Source organism: Paenibacillus sp. Root444D2 (assembly GCF_001426375.1).
Taxonomy (GTDB): domain Bacteria; phylum Bacillota; class Bacilli; order Paenibacillales; family NBRC-103111; genus Paenibacillus_E.
Window position 1 is genome coordinate 501,592 of sequence record NZ_LMEO01000045.1, and the last position, 14,096, is coordinate 515,687.

17 protein-coding genes are annotated in these 14,096 nt (G+C 43.8%); 1 reads left to right on the plus strand and 16 read right to left on the minus strand.

Annotated features, from left to right (window positions below; genetic code table 11):
• Window positions 1-92: 92 nt before the first annotated feature.
• The 7 genes from ASD40_RS38280 to murD all read right to left on the minus strand — a co-directional run bounded on the left by ASD40_RS38280 (window position 93) and on the right by murD (window position 6,270).
• Window positions 93-305, minus strand: a complete 213-nt coding sequence (locus tag ASD40_RS38280; RefSeq protein ID WP_057305620.1) for a hypothetical protein — start codon at window positions 303-305, stop codon at window positions 93-95.
• A gap of 339 nt (window positions 306-644) precedes the next feature.
• A complete protein-coding gene (locus ASD40_RS23730; protein ID WP_057305621.1) occupies window positions 645-1,073 on the minus strand; it encodes an organic hydroperoxide resistance protein in 429 nt (142 codons plus the stop codon).
• Window positions 1,074-1,200: 127 nt separating this feature from the next.
• Window positions 1,201-1,461: a hypothetical protein gene (locus tag ASD40_RS23735; RefSeq protein WP_057305622.1), complete on the minus strand. Its 261-nt coding sequence runs from the start codon at window positions 1,459-1,461 to the stop codon at window positions 1,201-1,203.
• A complete protein-coding gene (gene msrA / locus ASD40_RS23740; RefSeq protein ID WP_057306283.1) occupies window positions 1,433-2,443 on the minus strand; it encodes a peptide-methionine (S)-S-oxide reductase MsrA in 1,011 nt (336 codons plus the stop codon). Before msrA ends, ASD40_RS23735 begins: the two co-directional genes overlap by 29 nt.
• 421 nt (window positions 2,444-2,864) lie before the next feature.
• Window positions 2,865-3,053, minus strand: coding sequence for a hypothetical protein (locus ASD40_RS23745; RefSeq protein WP_057305623.1), 189 nt, complete (start codon window positions 3,051-3,053; stop codon window positions 2,865-2,867).
• Between the two features lie 90 nt (window positions 3,054-3,143).
• The gene (locus ASD40_RS23750) at window positions 3,144-4,610 is read right to left on the minus strand and encodes a hypothetical protein (RefSeq protein ID WP_057305624.1); all 1,467 of its coding nucleotides are present in this window, start codon (window positions 4,608-4,610) and stop codon (window positions 3,144-3,146) included.
• A 343-nt stretch (window positions 4,611-4,953) separates the two neighbouring features.
• Complete coding sequence (murD, locus tag ASD40_RS23755; protein WP_057305625.1) at window positions 4,954-6,270, minus strand: UDP-N-acetylmuramoyl-L-alanine--D-glutamate ligase; 1,317 nt, start codon at window positions 6,268-6,270, stop codon at window positions 4,954-4,956.
• A gap of 280 nt (window positions 6,271-6,550) precedes the next feature.
• Between murD and ASD40_RS23760 the strand changes: the two genes are divergently transcribed.
• Entirely contained in the window at window positions 6,551-6,961 is a 411-nt protein-coding gene (locus ASD40_RS23760; RefSeq protein WP_057305626.1) for an HNH endonuclease, read from the plus strand.
• 106 nt (window positions 6,962-7,067) lie between these two features.
• Here ASD40_RS23760 and ASD40_RS23765 read toward each other — a convergent pair whose 3' ends face one another.
• The 9 genes from ASD40_RS23765 to ASD40_RS23805 form a co-directional block, all read right to left on the minus strand.
• Window positions 7,068-7,526, minus strand: coding sequence for an SRPBCC family protein (locus tag ASD40_RS23765; RefSeq protein WP_057305627.1), 459 nt, complete (start codon window positions 7,524-7,526; stop codon window positions 7,068-7,070).
• Between the two features lie 18 nt (window positions 7,527-7,544).
• Window positions 7,545-8,033 (minus strand): MerR family transcriptional regulator, encoded by a 489-nt coding sequence (locus ASD40_RS23770; RefSeq protein WP_057305628.1) that lies wholly within the window; start codon window positions 8,031-8,033, stop codon window positions 7,545-7,547.
• 444 nt (window positions 8,034-8,477) lie between these two features.
• Complete coding sequence (locus ASD40_RS23775; protein WP_057305629.1) at window positions 8,478-9,044, minus strand: hypothetical protein; 567 nt, start codon at window positions 9,042-9,044, stop codon at window positions 8,478-8,480.
• 9 nt (window positions 9,045-9,053) lie between these two features.
• A complete protein-coding gene (locus ASD40_RS23780; RefSeq protein ID WP_057305630.1) occupies window positions 9,054-9,860 on the minus strand; it encodes an energy-coupling factor transporter transmembrane component T family protein in 807 nt (268 codons plus the stop codon).
• Entirely contained in the window at window positions 9,860-10,720 is an 861-nt protein-coding gene (locus ASD40_RS23785; protein WP_057305631.1) for an ATP-binding cassette domain-containing protein, read from the minus strand. Before ASD40_RS23785 ends, ASD40_RS23780 begins: the two co-directional genes overlap by 1 nt.
• Window positions 10,696-11,550, minus strand: coding sequence for an ATP-binding cassette domain-containing protein (locus ASD40_RS23790; protein ID WP_063870828.1), 855 nt, complete (start codon window positions 11,548-11,550; stop codon window positions 10,696-10,698). Before ASD40_RS23790 ends, ASD40_RS23785 begins: the two co-directional genes overlap by 25 nt.
• A 22-nt stretch (window positions 11,551-11,572) precedes the next feature.
• Window positions 11,573-12,997, minus strand: coding sequence for a PQQ-dependent sugar dehydrogenase (locus ASD40_RS23795; protein ID WP_057305632.1), 1,425 nt, complete (start codon window positions 12,995-12,997; stop codon window positions 11,573-11,575).
• A gap of 167 nt (window positions 12,998-13,164) precedes the next feature.
• Entirely contained in the window at window positions 13,165-13,356 is a 192-nt protein-coding gene (locus ASD40_RS23800; protein WP_156390166.1) for a hypothetical protein, read from the minus strand.
• A gap of 112 nt (window positions 13,357-13,468) precedes the next feature.
• Window positions 13,469-13,978, minus strand: a complete 510-nt coding sequence (locus tag ASD40_RS23805) for a GNAT family N-acetyltransferase (protein ID WP_057305634.1) — start codon at window positions 13,976-13,978, stop codon at window positions 13,469-13,471.
• Window positions 13,979-14,096 lie beyond the last annotated feature (118 nt).

A 14,096-nucleotide genomic window follows, 5' to 3' on the forward strand; every position in this document is an offset into this window, starting at 1 on the left:
CCTTTCAATGAAAAAAGCAGGCCAACTGCCTGCCGTATTTCAAATATTATTTCCGTTTAGCTTAATCATGTGTGGAGTCAGAAGTAATTTCTTCAATTCATATGGATAATAGATATACTCCATACGTTGTCGGAAATTAAATGAGTCAAATAACCTAATGAGTAGTCATCTTTAACTTTCCTTTCAAACGAGATAGCAGCATCAGGAGCAATTGAACCAATTAAAAATTCTCTCTTGTTTTTAATAATATCGAGGCTAGAAGCGACTATCTCAGCAATTATTAAATGCATCAACCGCGAACCCATAAAATCCCTCCTCGCACCATATTTTACCACATAAATTTAAGTTATAACTATCCTATCCGTTAGCTTAATCATTAAGGTCACTGCAAACCGTCGGGAATGAGATAATGTTCTTGTCACACGACAAGAAACTACATAGGGTTTGTGTCACAATCAAGCGGTCCGCTTATTCTTTACTCCCTACCCCATAAAACGAAATGCCACAAACTCGTTTTATATCAAAAAAACCCATGTGAAATGAACTCTCACTCAGATGGGTGCGCCAGTGCTTTATTTTGTCAGGCTGTTTATTTAATGATTGACGTAATCACGAATTGCTATTCTCATCGGTTTGTGTGCTGATTAACCAACTACGTTAGTTACTACTTCGATATTGCCACGGGTTGCTTTGGCATATGGGCAAACCAGATGGGCTTCCGCGACGATTTCCTCAGCCACGCTTGTTTCTACGCCACTTATAGTGATGTCCATATTCATGGCTAGTACATAGCCGTCGCTCGCATCCTTGCCAAGCGTAACATTAGACTCGATTGTTATACCTTCCGCTTTAATATTCTTTTTTCTAAGAATAGTACCCATCGCACCTTCAAAGCATGCGGCAAATCCTGCGGCGAAGAGTTGTTCTGGGTTTGTTCCGGCTCCATTACCCCCTAATTCCTTAGGATATCTCAAGTCCAAGTTAAGATTGCCATCATTGGAAACAGCTTTGCCATCTCTTCCGCCTTTAACGTTTACAGTAGCCGTATACAATTTCTTTTCCATTTTTACCATTCCGAAACTCTCCTTTTATTACTGGATTATTATATACTTTTTGTGCGCTGATAAACCAACTGCGTTCGTTACTAATTCGATATTGCCACGGGTTGCTTTGGCATAAGGCAAACTAGATGGGCTTCCGCTAACGCTTTTTTATACGGCCTCTGATAGCGATGCCCATATTCATGGCTAGAACATAGCCATTCGCATCCTTAAATATAGTACCCATCGCACCTTCCAAGCATGCGGGCAAATTATGCGGCGACAGTTGCCCTAAATTTATTCCAACTCCAATAGCTGGTTTAACTACTCTACCGTAAATGGAGTAAATCAAATTTCGAGAAGCTGTTTTTGGTTTGTGAAAATCGAACTCATCATGACTGTTTACCAAAAAGCTGGACATACGCACCGTAGCCTCTTTCTTCAAGTTCATGCTTCGGTATAAATTTTAAAGCCGCAGAATTAATGCAGTATCGTACTCCCGTTGGTTTGGGACCGTTATTGAACTTGTGGCCAAGAAAGGAATCGGCATTCTTGCTTTTAACCTCGGGAGCTACAGACACAAAGCCATAGCTATTTTTCACAATCAGATTGTTGGGCTCCAGTGGTTTTATGAAATTTGGCCAGCCTACACCTGCATCAAATTTGTCCTTCGAGCTAAACAGCGGCTCGCCGGAAACGATATCCACGTAAATGCCTTGCTCGTTGTTGTCCCAGTATTCGTTATTAAATGGCTCTTCGTCAACCCCATGTTGAGTGACCTCATATTGGAGTTTAGTCAGCGTTTTCAGCTTTTCTTCCTTATTAAAACCTTTTTGAATGTTCACGTTTCTGTCACTCCCCCAAACTCTATCTAAGCTTGCATCGCGGCCTGAGCCGAGCAAATTGATTTTGAAACTGATCGGGTTATTCTTGAAAAAGTTTTGATGCTCTGCTTCCGCCTTGTAAAAGGTTGATGCAGATTCAATCTTCGTTATAATCGGTTTTTTGAACCTTTCTGAAGCTACTAAAGCATCTCTGGACGCCTCAGCCAACTCCTTTTGTTCATTATTTTTATAAAATATGGCGGTTTGATATTCGCTGCCGCGATTAGCAAATTGTCCCTCTGCATCCGTTGGATCAACGTTTCGCCAGAAAATTTGCAGTAGTTTATCATATGAAATCTGATTCGGGTTATATCGAACTTCCACCGATTCGAGATGTCCCGTAGTTAGAGACCCCACTTCTTCATAAGTAGGATTTTCCTTATGGCCTCCCGTATAGCCGCTTTCAACGCCTAACACACCATCAAGCTTCTCAAATACCTCTTCCAGCAACCAGAAGCAGCCACCTGCAAAAATAGCCGTTTCGTCTGGCGTGTTCGAAATTTCATTCGCTGTTGTCATCGCATCTTGAGCTTTCACGATGTCTTTTTTGTGATTTAAACTTAAAAAGGAGTAACCAAGAAAGACAAGTAGAGTTATGGACAGCGCCAATAATTTGCGGTTTGTTACCTTCATGTTCCCTTACACCTCCGCGGTACATAATGGGATAGCGTACACCCTAGTCTCTTAATAGTTCAGAAAACAAATTACTTCATACAAAGTTCCAACCACTAATGTAATAACAACAACCAAAAGGACGAATCGAACCGTTAAGCCAAATTTTTTCACGCCTATCCTTCTTTTGTTTTTCATAACTTAGATTTTAACAAGAATAGCGCGCATGCAAACCTGTGGAAAGTCATGTCTTTACATCAAAAAGAGCACAACATTTGATCGCTAAAGCATGATAAATTTCATGCTCTATGCCAAAAGTCATGCTCTTTCAATTATAATAGATGGCGAATAGCGCAGCTTGCGTTCTATCGCGAAGACCGAGCTTGGCAAAAGATTCGACAAATGATTTTTCACAGTTCCTTCCGTAACATTCTGGAGCAGCTTCCGTTTTGTTCAGCACAGAAGTCGCACAGACCGTAATGGTCCCAGCTACAATCACAATTGCGCGCACTATCATCGTGATGAAAGGCTTTCTTGATTTTCATAACATATATAACCCTTTCGACGGCGTTATTGGAGAAATTGGATAGAAAAGATCGATAAAGGATTATGGAGCAGCGATAGTGAACTGCATCTGCGATCGCATATGACCTTCTTCCTTTTGTTCAAGTAGAACATCCGAATTTGTTTTCTTATACTGAATCATTGTTGGTCTCTTTAAGGTTACCTGGTAATCTCCAAATGGAACTTGTTTACCATTCACGTCTTTTTGATCCCATTTAAATGACAACTCCTGACTATAAATTTCGTCTCCTACCTTGGGAAAGGTTTTGTTTAAGGCAGGAAGCTTGCCGGACCATACGAGAGTACCCGGCGCATTCCGATCTGATCGATCCATTTGCAGAATCTGAATTTCAAAAGATGTGCTTTCAACGAGTGTAAGATCATCCTCACTTACATTTGCAACTTGGAATGAAATATCAATCGGATCTCCGGCACCAATAAAACCGAAAGGTTGATTAAAGACGCTGCTTACCGCACTAACTCCCGTCGCAAACGGAGAACCTCGCCACCCTGCTCCAAAATCATATGTATGTTCACTCCATTTCGAAGAAATTTGCTTTACTTCTACTTGGGATGGAAGTTCATACAATTCTGGATCTAACGCAGAGTCGGCAGCATAAATCCATGCGTCTCCCAACCACTGGCTGTGAATGTGCTGCCAGCCACTTCCACGTTCATATACATCGACAGTTTGTGGAGATAAAGTAGCAAGTACCTTTGCTTTTTTATTCGGGTGTTCGTAAACAGGTGTATTTAAAGTTAGTTTAAGTTCTTTATCCTCTATTCTTAAATCCTTTGGATAACCAATGTTAATATTCACCCAGCGCGGTCCCTGCCATGAATCTACGTAGTACCAGTCATCGTTCACACGTAGGGAGCTTACTAAATCCTGAGAAGATAACCATCCCATAACTACCCCTCCTGCATCTGGCGAGGTAAACATCGGAGTAGTCACGGAAATCGATATCCCAACCGGTCCATAATAAACATGGGCATGCTCGTATACGGGATGGGTGGGATGAATCCAATTGTAGCCAAGCCACGTTTGAATGAGGTAATCCCCATTTGCGCTATAAATCGCCCGAACCGTTTGAGCCGATACAGCTCCTAGTCTCTTACCCTTTTCGAAACGTTCTTCGTACACTTGCTCCTCTCCGGTTAGCAACACGTCATTGTAGTAAGCATCTGTAAACTGAGGATGATCTACATTTACCCAACGGTTTCCATCCGTCGTCTCGATTTCGAACCAAATATCTCTTTGATTCTCTAATAGCTTTTGATCCCAATTTACCTCCGCATTGATAACTCGCACGAACTGTGGAGTCGCGTCGTACAGTTTGCTGCCTTCAGGATCATCGTAGATTGGCGTTAGCTTTTCACTTAAATAAATTTCTTCCGGTAATTTCAAGATTGATGTATCCCGCGCTGCTTCTGCCGTAATCGAAAAGCCTATAAACACACTATACAACAGCAGCAAATAGGATATAAAAAAGAACGTCCATCGTCTCATAAAAATTCTCCTTTGTATAAAATTATCTACTCTAATTTCTATGTACCGAACAAGCTTATAGCTCTAGGTATAACAGAGGAAAAGAATTTGTTATGCACGTGTCGGTTGATTTGTGTTTGGGGAAATGCAAGAGTTACGATACTGTTGTTTTGCTATTTCAGGAAAATTTTATTAGCAATTCAAAACAATTAGCCTCGGCATACTACTCCTGTTGTTGAACTAAAGTTTCCGTTAGAGCGTAATGAATCCATTTAATCAGTTCCTCTTAAGAACTATCTATAAATACATCAGGGAAATTAGCTTTCCCCGGCAAACGTTTATGTCTTGTTCAATCCTTTTCGTCTTAAGGGTGCAGTGCTCCGACCAAGTCTACAAAGTGACGCCCGCGCTCTTCAAAGTTACGATATTGGTCAAAAGCAGTGCATGCAGGACTCAGCAGCACAGTGTCACCCGGTGCGGCCAGCTTGTGCGCCTGCGTCACTGCCTCGGCCAGGCCTTCGCAGCGGACAATAGGCGGGCAATTCGGCACTCTGCGCGCCGCTACCTCGATTTGACTGGCTGCTTCTCCGATCAACAGCAGCACTTTAACATGATCAGGCAGCAGCCTAGCCATCTCGTCAAACGGTACTTTCTTATCTCTCCCGCCGGCGATCAGCAGCACTCGGCCCACATGCGCATGCAGTGTGGCTACGGTACGGGCGGGGCTTGAGCCGATTGAATTGTTGTAATAATGCACGCCGCCCACAGCTGCCACCCACTGGTTTCGGTGCTCCACGCCGACGAAGTTGCGCACCGTCTCCAGGATTGCCTCATCAGACACGGTCCCCCGCACGGCGGTCATAGCAGCCATAACGTTCTCTACGTTATACCAACCCGGCAAACGAATGTCGCTGATGGGCAATAGACCGTCGATCACGCCATCGTGGACAGTGTGCCCGCCAAAATACTTGGTCTGCCCCCGCCCGCGCAGTGCGGCGGTCGCCGGATTGTCGCCGTTTAGAACGGCAAAGTCGTGAGCACTCTGAAAATCCAGCAGGCGGCGCTTGGCGGCGGTATATTCATCCATGTCGCGGTGCCAGTCGAGGTGATTGGGCGAGAGATTGGTAATCACCGCCACATGGGGAGAGCGCGTCATGTCCATCAGCTGGAAGCTGGACAGCTCGACCGCGCACGCATCCAGCGGCGACATCTCGCCCGCGCGCGTCAGAAGTGGCGTGCCAATGTTGCCGCCCAGATGCACCGTACGCCCCCCGTCAGCCAGCATGTCTGCAATCAACGACGTGGTGGTGGTCTTACCGTCCGAACCGGTCACGCCGAAAATAGGACAAGGACACAGCGCAAAGAACTCCTCCATCTCACTGGTCACACGGCTGCCGCCAGCGCGGGCCGAATCCAGTGCCGGATGGTCTGGGCGCATGCCCGGAGTGCGGAACACCACGTCGCCCCCAACGTGATCCAGATAATTCTCCCCCAGGTGCAACCCGACACCTAGCGTGTCCCACTCCTCCCGGGGTAGGGTAGGATTGCGATCACGTACGGTGACACGCGCCCCGGCCGAGCATAGCATGCGGATCAACGGTGAATTGCTAACGCCGGCGCCGATGACGGTCACGTCCCGACCGGCCAGCGATTGGATATAGATGTCAAAAGCAGGATTCATAAGCACCTCCGCTTAGAAAATGTCATTTAATCAAATATACCACATATTGGAACTATCCTGGCCTTTAGCTAATGATAAAATAACATCGAGGTTTAATAGAGCCAAAATCAAAAAAAGCCTTTCAGGGATGCTTTCCCATACAAGGCTTCTTCAACGTTATCGAACTGTTAAGGTATTAAAGATATCCGATACTCCTCTCGTCTCCAACATACATATCCACGTATCAAATAATCAAATTGTCTGTGGTTATACTAACTTTAGCCTTAGGAGGCGATTAACTATGATAAGAGTGCTCAATGTGGATGGCCAAAAACTAACCCCATGTTTACTTCACCGGGCTTGGAGGGAAGTTAATCGAGCCCGTGCCGTCTGGATTGACGAGCAGACAATCCAATTACTTTACAACCCATTTTCATTTCGAGACTATAGAAAAGCTGCATTAAAACGGGATCATTACACATGTTTGTGGTGTGGACGTCCCGCAACGACTGTAGATCATATTGTCCCTTCAAGCAAAGGAGGCTCAGATCTTCCCCAAAACTTACTCGCTTCTTGCATGGAATGCAACACGAAACGAGGAAACCGTTCAGCGTTCTCATATCTTTTAGAAAAAGTACTTTCCGTGCCGAATTCTATAAAGCTCTGTTACCGAATCATTAAAGCTAAACATAACCATCGTCGAGCGAACTGATGTAAGTACTCTTCACCGCCTTGAGGCGGTTTTTATCTTTTGCCTGTATTCGAGGAATTTATTGTTTAGTGGATCGTCGCGCCCGTATAGCACAGTGTCAACGGTGCTATGTACGTCCGCGGCTCGATTCGTTCCTCAATACCTCCCCGAGAGTGTCGAGCATGGCCTTCGTACCATGTTCACGCTGTTCCGGTGTATCGTGGCCATCGAGATAAGTTCCTTGTTCTGTAAAGATCAACCTCGTGCCTGCATCCGTTGGCTTTAACTCCACTGTCGTCACCGATACCGAAATTCGCATCTCGCCCATGTCCAAGGTATACGAATAGACAATGCGCTGATTTGGCACGATTTCCTGAAAGCAGGCGTCAAAAGTGTAGATTGGGCCGTCTGGCGGGCCTCCACGACTAAATTCCCGTCCGCCAACCCTGAAGTCGAATTCATCGGCTTTCGAGAACCAACGGGCTTTAGCCTCAGAGTCTGCCCAAGCGGCGAACACTCGCGCGGGTGATGCTTGATAAGTTCGCTCAACAGTAAACGTGGCGTGGTGTACAGATCGTTCGTTCATCATGTGTTCCTCCCAATGTTAAAGTTTGTCAAGATCTTGTTCGGCGAGGAAGTCGCCTAGTCGATCGAGTCTTTGTTCTACTTTCATCTGTCGCTCAAAGAAATATTTGTCGTGGCTCTTTTTCATCATAACCAGCACTTTTGTGAAATCGTCTACGGTCAACGGTTCCTTCATTTGCATGAGTGTTGACACATGTTCTAACTCTTCAAGAAGCTTCTGTTGAATCTTTATTTTTTCTTTTAGACTGGCAATTTGTATGGATACTATCTCAATTGGACTGCAATGCTCCTGGGCCAGTAGCGACTTGATTTCCTCCAACGCTAAACCCAATTCCTTTAATGAGAGAATTTGGTGCAGACGCGAAATGTCAGATTCAGTGTACAACCTGTGACCCGAATCCGTCTGATCGGATGGCGAGAACAAGCCGATTTGATCATAAAATCGTAATGTTCGAATTGTTAACCCTGTCAGTTTGGCAATTTCTCCGACTTTCCAATGCGGTTTCATAATCAACCCCTTCTGCAGCGCCATTCATTTACCGGTAACTAAATTATAAAACATTACGTAACGTAATGTTCAAGACTTTTTTTCTTGGAGGTATCAGTCCTCCCTCCATCATTCCCCTTCGAGGCAACTTTCCGCAGCCAGAAAGCGGTTGAAACTCAAAATTGCGCCTCGCTTGTGATATGTTTCACAAAATATTGTTTGTTTCTTCAAGTGTTTATTTCCAAACTTTATTGTCTTCCAACAAAGTAAAGACTGTTGGGTGACAAATATGTTTTGAACTAACGTGCAGCTCTACGGGTAGTCCCTCACAGATGATTAATTAGTAGGTTATCTTGTCCAGGAATAAGCAGCTGCATAGTTTCACCTTTCGCTCTCTCATTTTTTCATTTTAAACATATACATATCGGCAAAATGTCCATTTTTTCCCTTCCCATTCGAGAACTTCTATTTGACCAATATTGAGTGCATTTTTTTCATGCAACCATTGGTGATCACAACCCATAGCCAGCTGTACAAGGCTGAGAAAATGTATATAGAAGCAAATGTAACAACATGAAACGTTGAAGAAACAGACGGCCCCAAAACGGGGAAACGCAATCCGTACATCAAGATATTGATCCCGGCAAATAAAAACAAAGAAGCTGCGGCAATGATACTGATCCATTGCTTCAGCATCAAGAAGGCTCCGCCAAGACCCAACCCCAATAATCCCGTTGTGAAAGGAAAGACGATGATTTCGCTCGGCTGCAGAATGAGAAGCAAGACGATGGTCAATATATACCCCATGAATCCGGAACGGATGGAAACAATCGTGCATAGTACGATCGGCGCCGTAGAAAAGGGGCTGATCAAATATCCGACACCCGGCAAAAAACCGCCGGCGGCTTGCAAGACAGCTGCGATGGAGGCAAGAAAAGCCGTGAAAATTAGCTGATTGGTTTTCGACATGTATTGTTGAAAATAGGAATGAAGCTCTTGAGCGCTTGAAAGACCCTTCATCAAAAAGACCATACGATCCCCCTAAAAAAATCGAATTATGAACGTAGAAGCGAAAAAGAAACAGGCAGCGGTACCAGCAAGCGCCTCCCGCCACCCCATTCTCAGCGTATGGCGGTGTGTCCTGCCCCTCTCTCCTTTGTAACAGCGCGATTCCATGGCCACGGATAATTGTTCAGCGCGGCGGAAGGATTGAACAAGCAAGGGGACTATCAACCGCAACGGCTCCTGCATGCGACGGATCCAATTCCGGCCTTCGTAAAAGGCCCCCCTCGCCTTTCGGGCTTTGATCATGATATCGATTTCCTCTGCCGCGATCGGGATATAGCGAAGTGCGATTGCCAGCATGAGAGCAAATTCGCCGGCTGGAAAACGGATGACGGTGAAGGGACGAAGCAGCCGTTCTAGTCCGGCCGTCAAATCCCCGGGGGATGTCGTTAACGTGAGCAAAGAGGTTAAGCAAATAAGTAGAATGAGCCGCACATTGATAATAATAGCTTCCAGGAGCCCTTGATCATAGATGATCAGCCGTCCCAAAGACCATACCGGTAATCCTTGACGATCCGTTAACATGTGGTATATTCCGATAAAAACAATGAGTGCCGACATTCCCAGCAGACTTTGCAAAAAATAAAAGAACGATATTCGGGTTAAGCGTATCACAAACAACGCGGCCACTGTATGGATGCCTAATAGCAGAGTTGTATTTGAACTAAAAATTGCAGCTGCAAAAATCATTGCAAAAATGATTTTAAAACGAGGGTCAAGCTTATGTACAAAAGTTTGACCGGGTACGTAACGACCCATAGGAAATTTGTCAATAGGCCCCACTATTTTTCCAACCTCATCCATTTGATTAAATGCGATATCAATTCATTCTCTTCCACGATATGTCCGGGAATGGATCCAGGAATCCTTTGTTCAATCTCTTGGATCAATCTCAGCATCGGTGTGGATGCCAGTCCCGCTTCTATTAACTCAGGCAATCTCTCCCTTACCTCTTCAGGTGTGAGATCCAAAAAGACTGCCCCCTTTTTCATCACGATGATTCGATCCGCATACTCAAGTGCCTCCTCCAGACGATGCGTGATGAGTACCGTTGTCATTCCTTGTTTTAACTGCAAGGTTTTGATCAACGAAAGAACTTCGTACCGCCCAAGAGGGTCAAGTCCCGACGTCGGTTCGTCAAGAATCAACATGTTCGGATCACTCGCTAATATTCCGGCAAGCGCGACCCGGCGCATTTGTCCCCTACTGAGTTGAAACGGAGAACGATCCTTGTATTGTTCAAAAGGCAATCCCACCAGGTTCATCACTATTTCCACTTTACAGCGAATTTCTTCTTCATCCAAGTTCAATCTGCGAAGCGAGAAAGCGATATCTTGATAAACGGTATCGGCTAGCAGTTGATGCTCGGGGTACTGGAAAGCATAGCCGATCGATACTCTTAGGCGGTTCATGTCCTTTCGTTTGTTTGTTATGCGATCATTTCCGACCCATACTTCTCCTTCAGATGGAACGACAAGTCCGTTGATCATTTGCGTTAGCGTCGTCTTTCCGGAGCCCGCATGCCCCATGACAGCGACAAATTGTCCGGCGGGAATATCTAGCGTAATGCGGTTTAAAGCCTGCTTTTCAAAAGGAGTATTCTTTTGATTCCAGAAGATTACTTGCCGGAAACGTATTTGCATATTTGTTTCGCCATTTCTTCGAGAGTAGCTGCACGTTCCGCCAGATCAAACCCTTCTTTACACAGTGCGTCGCGTATCCGTGCGGCAAACGGTAGGCAAAGACCCGCCTCTTCCAGCAACTTTGTATTCCCCATAATTTCCTCCCAACTTCCATCGAAATGGATCCTTCCTTCTTTCAGTAAGACGATACGTCCACCGATTTCTATCTCGTCAAGATCATGAGTAATATGAACAATGGTCATCCCTTGTTGATGCAACTCAGCCATCATGTTATAGATAACCTGCGCTCCCTGGGGATCCAGCATGGAGGACGCCTCATCAAAAATAACGATCTCCGGTTCCATGACTGCGATCCCGGCCAAGGCAAGTTTTTGTTTTTGTCCCGGTGACAGAAAATGTGGGTCTTGTTCTTTTACCGCCAATAAATCTAATTTCCTCATGATCTCATTTACGCGCCGTTCGATTTCCGCCGGAGGCAATCCGAGATTTTCCAAGCCAAATGAGACGTCATCCTGAACGGTAAGGCAAACTATTTGTTGATCCGGATTTTGAAACACGAGTCCGACCTTTTGCCGGATTTCCCCCAAATGTTCCGGGTTGCACGTCTCCTTATCAAAAATATATACTTTCCCATTGGTGGGAATAAGCAGCCCTTTCATTAATAGGGCTATCGTTGATTTGCCGGAGCCGTTACCCCCAATCATCGTTACCCATTCTCCCCGATGTACGGCGAAATTAACTCCTTGCAATGCCCAGTCTACATGTTCTCCATAGCTGTAATAAACGTTTTCAAAAAATATGCAAGTCGTCACATCATCACCTGCCGGCATCAAGTTGCCACTCTTCTATGAATTATGGAACAATTTCAAAAATAGTACCTTGGTTAAAATCAGCCACTTTCATAGAGCCATAAACCCCTAAATATAGTTTGGTTTGGTCCAGATTCGTTCCCAAATTAACATAATAAGCTGATTGAGAGCCAAAATTATAATCGGTTTCAATAACACTAAAATCATTTAGTTTACAATCTGCTCTTACCCTGGTATAAGCTAAAACCCCTCTAACCGGAGGCCCAGATTCTTCGTTCCGGGCAAGATCGGTAAACACAACGCTTCCCGTTAAATCGGGGATTCCATTCCCCATATATGGCTTGACTCCTGTAAGTGCAGTTCCTCCAAACTTATCGGGTCGGGGATCTTTATGAAAATAGCTAGTTATAGGCTGAAGACGCCCTACTAAAGTTTTTACTGCTTCATTATAATAAGCAATTGTTTTCTCATCCAAAGTCGGATTTGCAGAGCAGCCCCTTATAATCGAAGTAGGAAAAGCACCTTCCCACCCTCGCCAGCCAAAGTTAATAAATCCTTCTTGGTCAGGTTCTGATTCCATTAAAAAAGCTTGAACAAGCTGAGTAACCGGTATTGGTTTATACTGAACGAATGAAAAAATCGACTCTACCAAATCCTGTCCGACATTTCCCACATATTTGATATACTGATTATAAAACTTTTGAAAAGAAATTCCTGATATATTGCGAACCCCTTTGGCAATTACCGTAAGCGTTTCCTGAATAGGTACAGGAAGTTCATTAAAACGTGTGACTACGGGTGGATTATCGATAGATGAATTCTTAACTACATCAATTTCAATTATTTTACCTGCGATTTCCATATTGTCCTGACTTAAATTAAATGGATCATAGCCTGATCCGCCATCTCCGGTTGTTAAAACAAGTTTTCCTGTTTCAGGTGAAAAGTTTAAGCTATTGACACCATTATGATTTAAAAATGGTCTTCTTATGTTAAGTAATGTCCGTCGTTTTTGAGGTTGACCATTCGATTGTAAAATCCATTCTTCCACTGTATCCATATGATCATATTGAGTTTCTCTATTTATCCACTTTAGGTTTAAGGTTTTAGAATCACACGGGTTTGGCTTAAAAGATTCAAACGCACCTGGAAGAGCACCTGGACCTTGGGTTCCAGCTACTGAATAATGGAGATAAAACAGACCGTTATAATAAAATTCGGGATGAAATGCTAGCCCTAGTAATCCCCGTTCATCATATCCACCACTAGAAACACCTAGTTTTATAATTCGTGGGCGAATATCTAAAAAAGTCTTTATAACCCCGTTTCCTACGTAAAAGATCTCTCCTACCTGGGTTGCAATAAATAATCTTTCAATTGAGTCTCCCGGAAGTATAGTTGTTTTCAAAACAGTGGGTAAATTTATCTTACTGACAATGGGCCGTAAATTAACCTTAACTTTTATCAACTAACTTTACACCCCCACTTATTGTTTTCACTTAAAAGAATATGATTAGAACTGTTCTATTAGTACCAAATTAGGGCCTCGCATCTAAGCACTGTAAAAAACCAAAAGCTTGCCAATGGCATAACTTTTGGTTTTTTATTCGAATTCGACATTGAGAATCTATATTATTATCCTTCAACTAATTGATAAAATCTAATGTCTCCTCTTTCTGCTTCAGCTATTAGTATGTCATTTCGCTCTTTGACACGAAAGATCTTTGTTCCGACTGCCAGTTTATTTGCTGTTCCGTTTTTAAAAGCTTTACCCTTATTACTTTGGTGAGTAATTTCAGTTACTAGTATGTCTTTGGTTAATTTCAACTCGTCTACCCAAGGAATTCCTGCCTTATAAATGGTGTCTTTACACATAAAAACATTAGCATTCGGGATCCATTCTTAAAACTTCTTGTGCAGTTGGATTTACATAAGGACGCTAGACGTTAATTGCAAATAAACGGACTTCTTCATCTGTACCCGCATATCGGATCATGCCTTCAAAATGCAACCCTAGTTTTTCTAATAGTTTAGCCGAAGCATGATTATCTTCAGAGGTAATAGCCACTATGCGTTTTAGCACTAAAACGCATTGTGCATAACTCATCACTGCGGAAGCAGCCTCAAAGGCGTATCCTTTCCCCCAGAACCTAGGAAGCAAAGCAAATCCAATGTCTACATCTTCTAAGAAATCTCTTTTTATCAATCCGCAAATGCCGATCGGAATGCCTCCTTCCTTCAACTCCGTCAAATAAAATCCGAAGCCCAAACGGGCATACATGTCTAGAGCTCCTTTTAAAATATAGTCCCGCGCATCATCGATGGTTCTCACTCCTCTATCGCCTATGTACTGGATCCAAGAAGGATCATTCAATAGCTCAAGGATAAAAGCAGCATCCTCTATTTTTTGGTAACGAAGAATTAGCCGTTCTGTTTCTAGTACAATCATGATAGATGCCCCCAAACGCTTAAAATAGTATATGTATATGATTATTACAAAAAAATCCGCCCCTGATCCCATAACACTTACATATACGTTCGTTGTTTTCCTCTTTTTTCCTCCAAGG

Coding starts and splice junctions, on each gene's coding strand:
- ASD40_RS38280 (WP_057305620.1), bottom strand. CDS start 305: ATGGGTTCGCGGTTGATGCATTTAATAATTGCTGAGATAGTCGCTTCT.
- ASD40_RS23730 (WP_057305621.1), bottom strand. CDS start 1,073: ATGGTAAAAATGGAAAAGAAATTGTATACGGCTACTGTAAACGTTAAA.
- ASD40_RS23735 (WP_057305622.1), bottom strand. CDS start 1,461: ATGTCCAGCTTTTTGGTAAACAGTCATGATGAGTTCGATTTTCACAAA.
- msrA (WP_057306283.1), bottom strand. CDS start 2,443: ATGACAACAGCGAATGAAATTTCGAACACGCCAGACGAAACGGCTATT.
- ASD40_RS23745 (WP_057305623.1), bottom strand. CDS start 3,053: ATGATAGTGCGCGCAATTGTGATTGTAGCTGGGACCATTACGGTCTGT.
- ASD40_RS23750 (WP_057305624.1), bottom strand. CDS start 4,610: ATGAGACGATGGACGTTCTTTTTTATATCCTATTTGCTGCTGTTGTAT.
- murD (WP_057305625.1), bottom strand. CDS start 6,270: ATGAATCCTGCTTTTGACATCTATATCCAATCGCTGGCCGGTCGGGAC.
- ASD40_RS23760 (WP_057305626.1), top strand. CDS start 6,551: ATGATAAGAGTGCTCAATGTGGATGGCCAAAAACTAACCCCATGTTTA.
- ASD40_RS23765 (WP_057305627.1), bottom strand. CDS start 7,526: ATGAACGAACGATCTGTACACCACGCCACGTTTACTGTTGAGCGAACT.
- ASD40_RS23770 (WP_057305628.1), bottom strand. CDS start 8,033: ATGAAACCGCATTGGAAAGTCGGAGAAATTGCCAAACTGACAGGGTTA.
- ASD40_RS23775 (WP_057305629.1), bottom strand. CDS start 9,044: ATGGTCTTTTTGATGAAGGGTCTTTCAAGCGCTCAAGAGCTTCATTCC.
- ASD40_RS23785 (WP_057305631.1), bottom strand. CDS start 10,720: ATGCAAATACGTTTCCGGCAAGTAATCTTCTGGAATCAAAAGAATACT.
- ASD40_RS23790 (WP_063870828.1), bottom strand. CDS start 11,550: ATGCCGGCAGGTGATGATGTGACGACTTGCATATTTTTTGAAAACGTT.
- ASD40_RS23805 (WP_057305634.1), bottom strand. CDS start 13,978: ATGATTGTACTAGAAACAGAACGGCTAATTCTTCGTTACCAAAAAATA.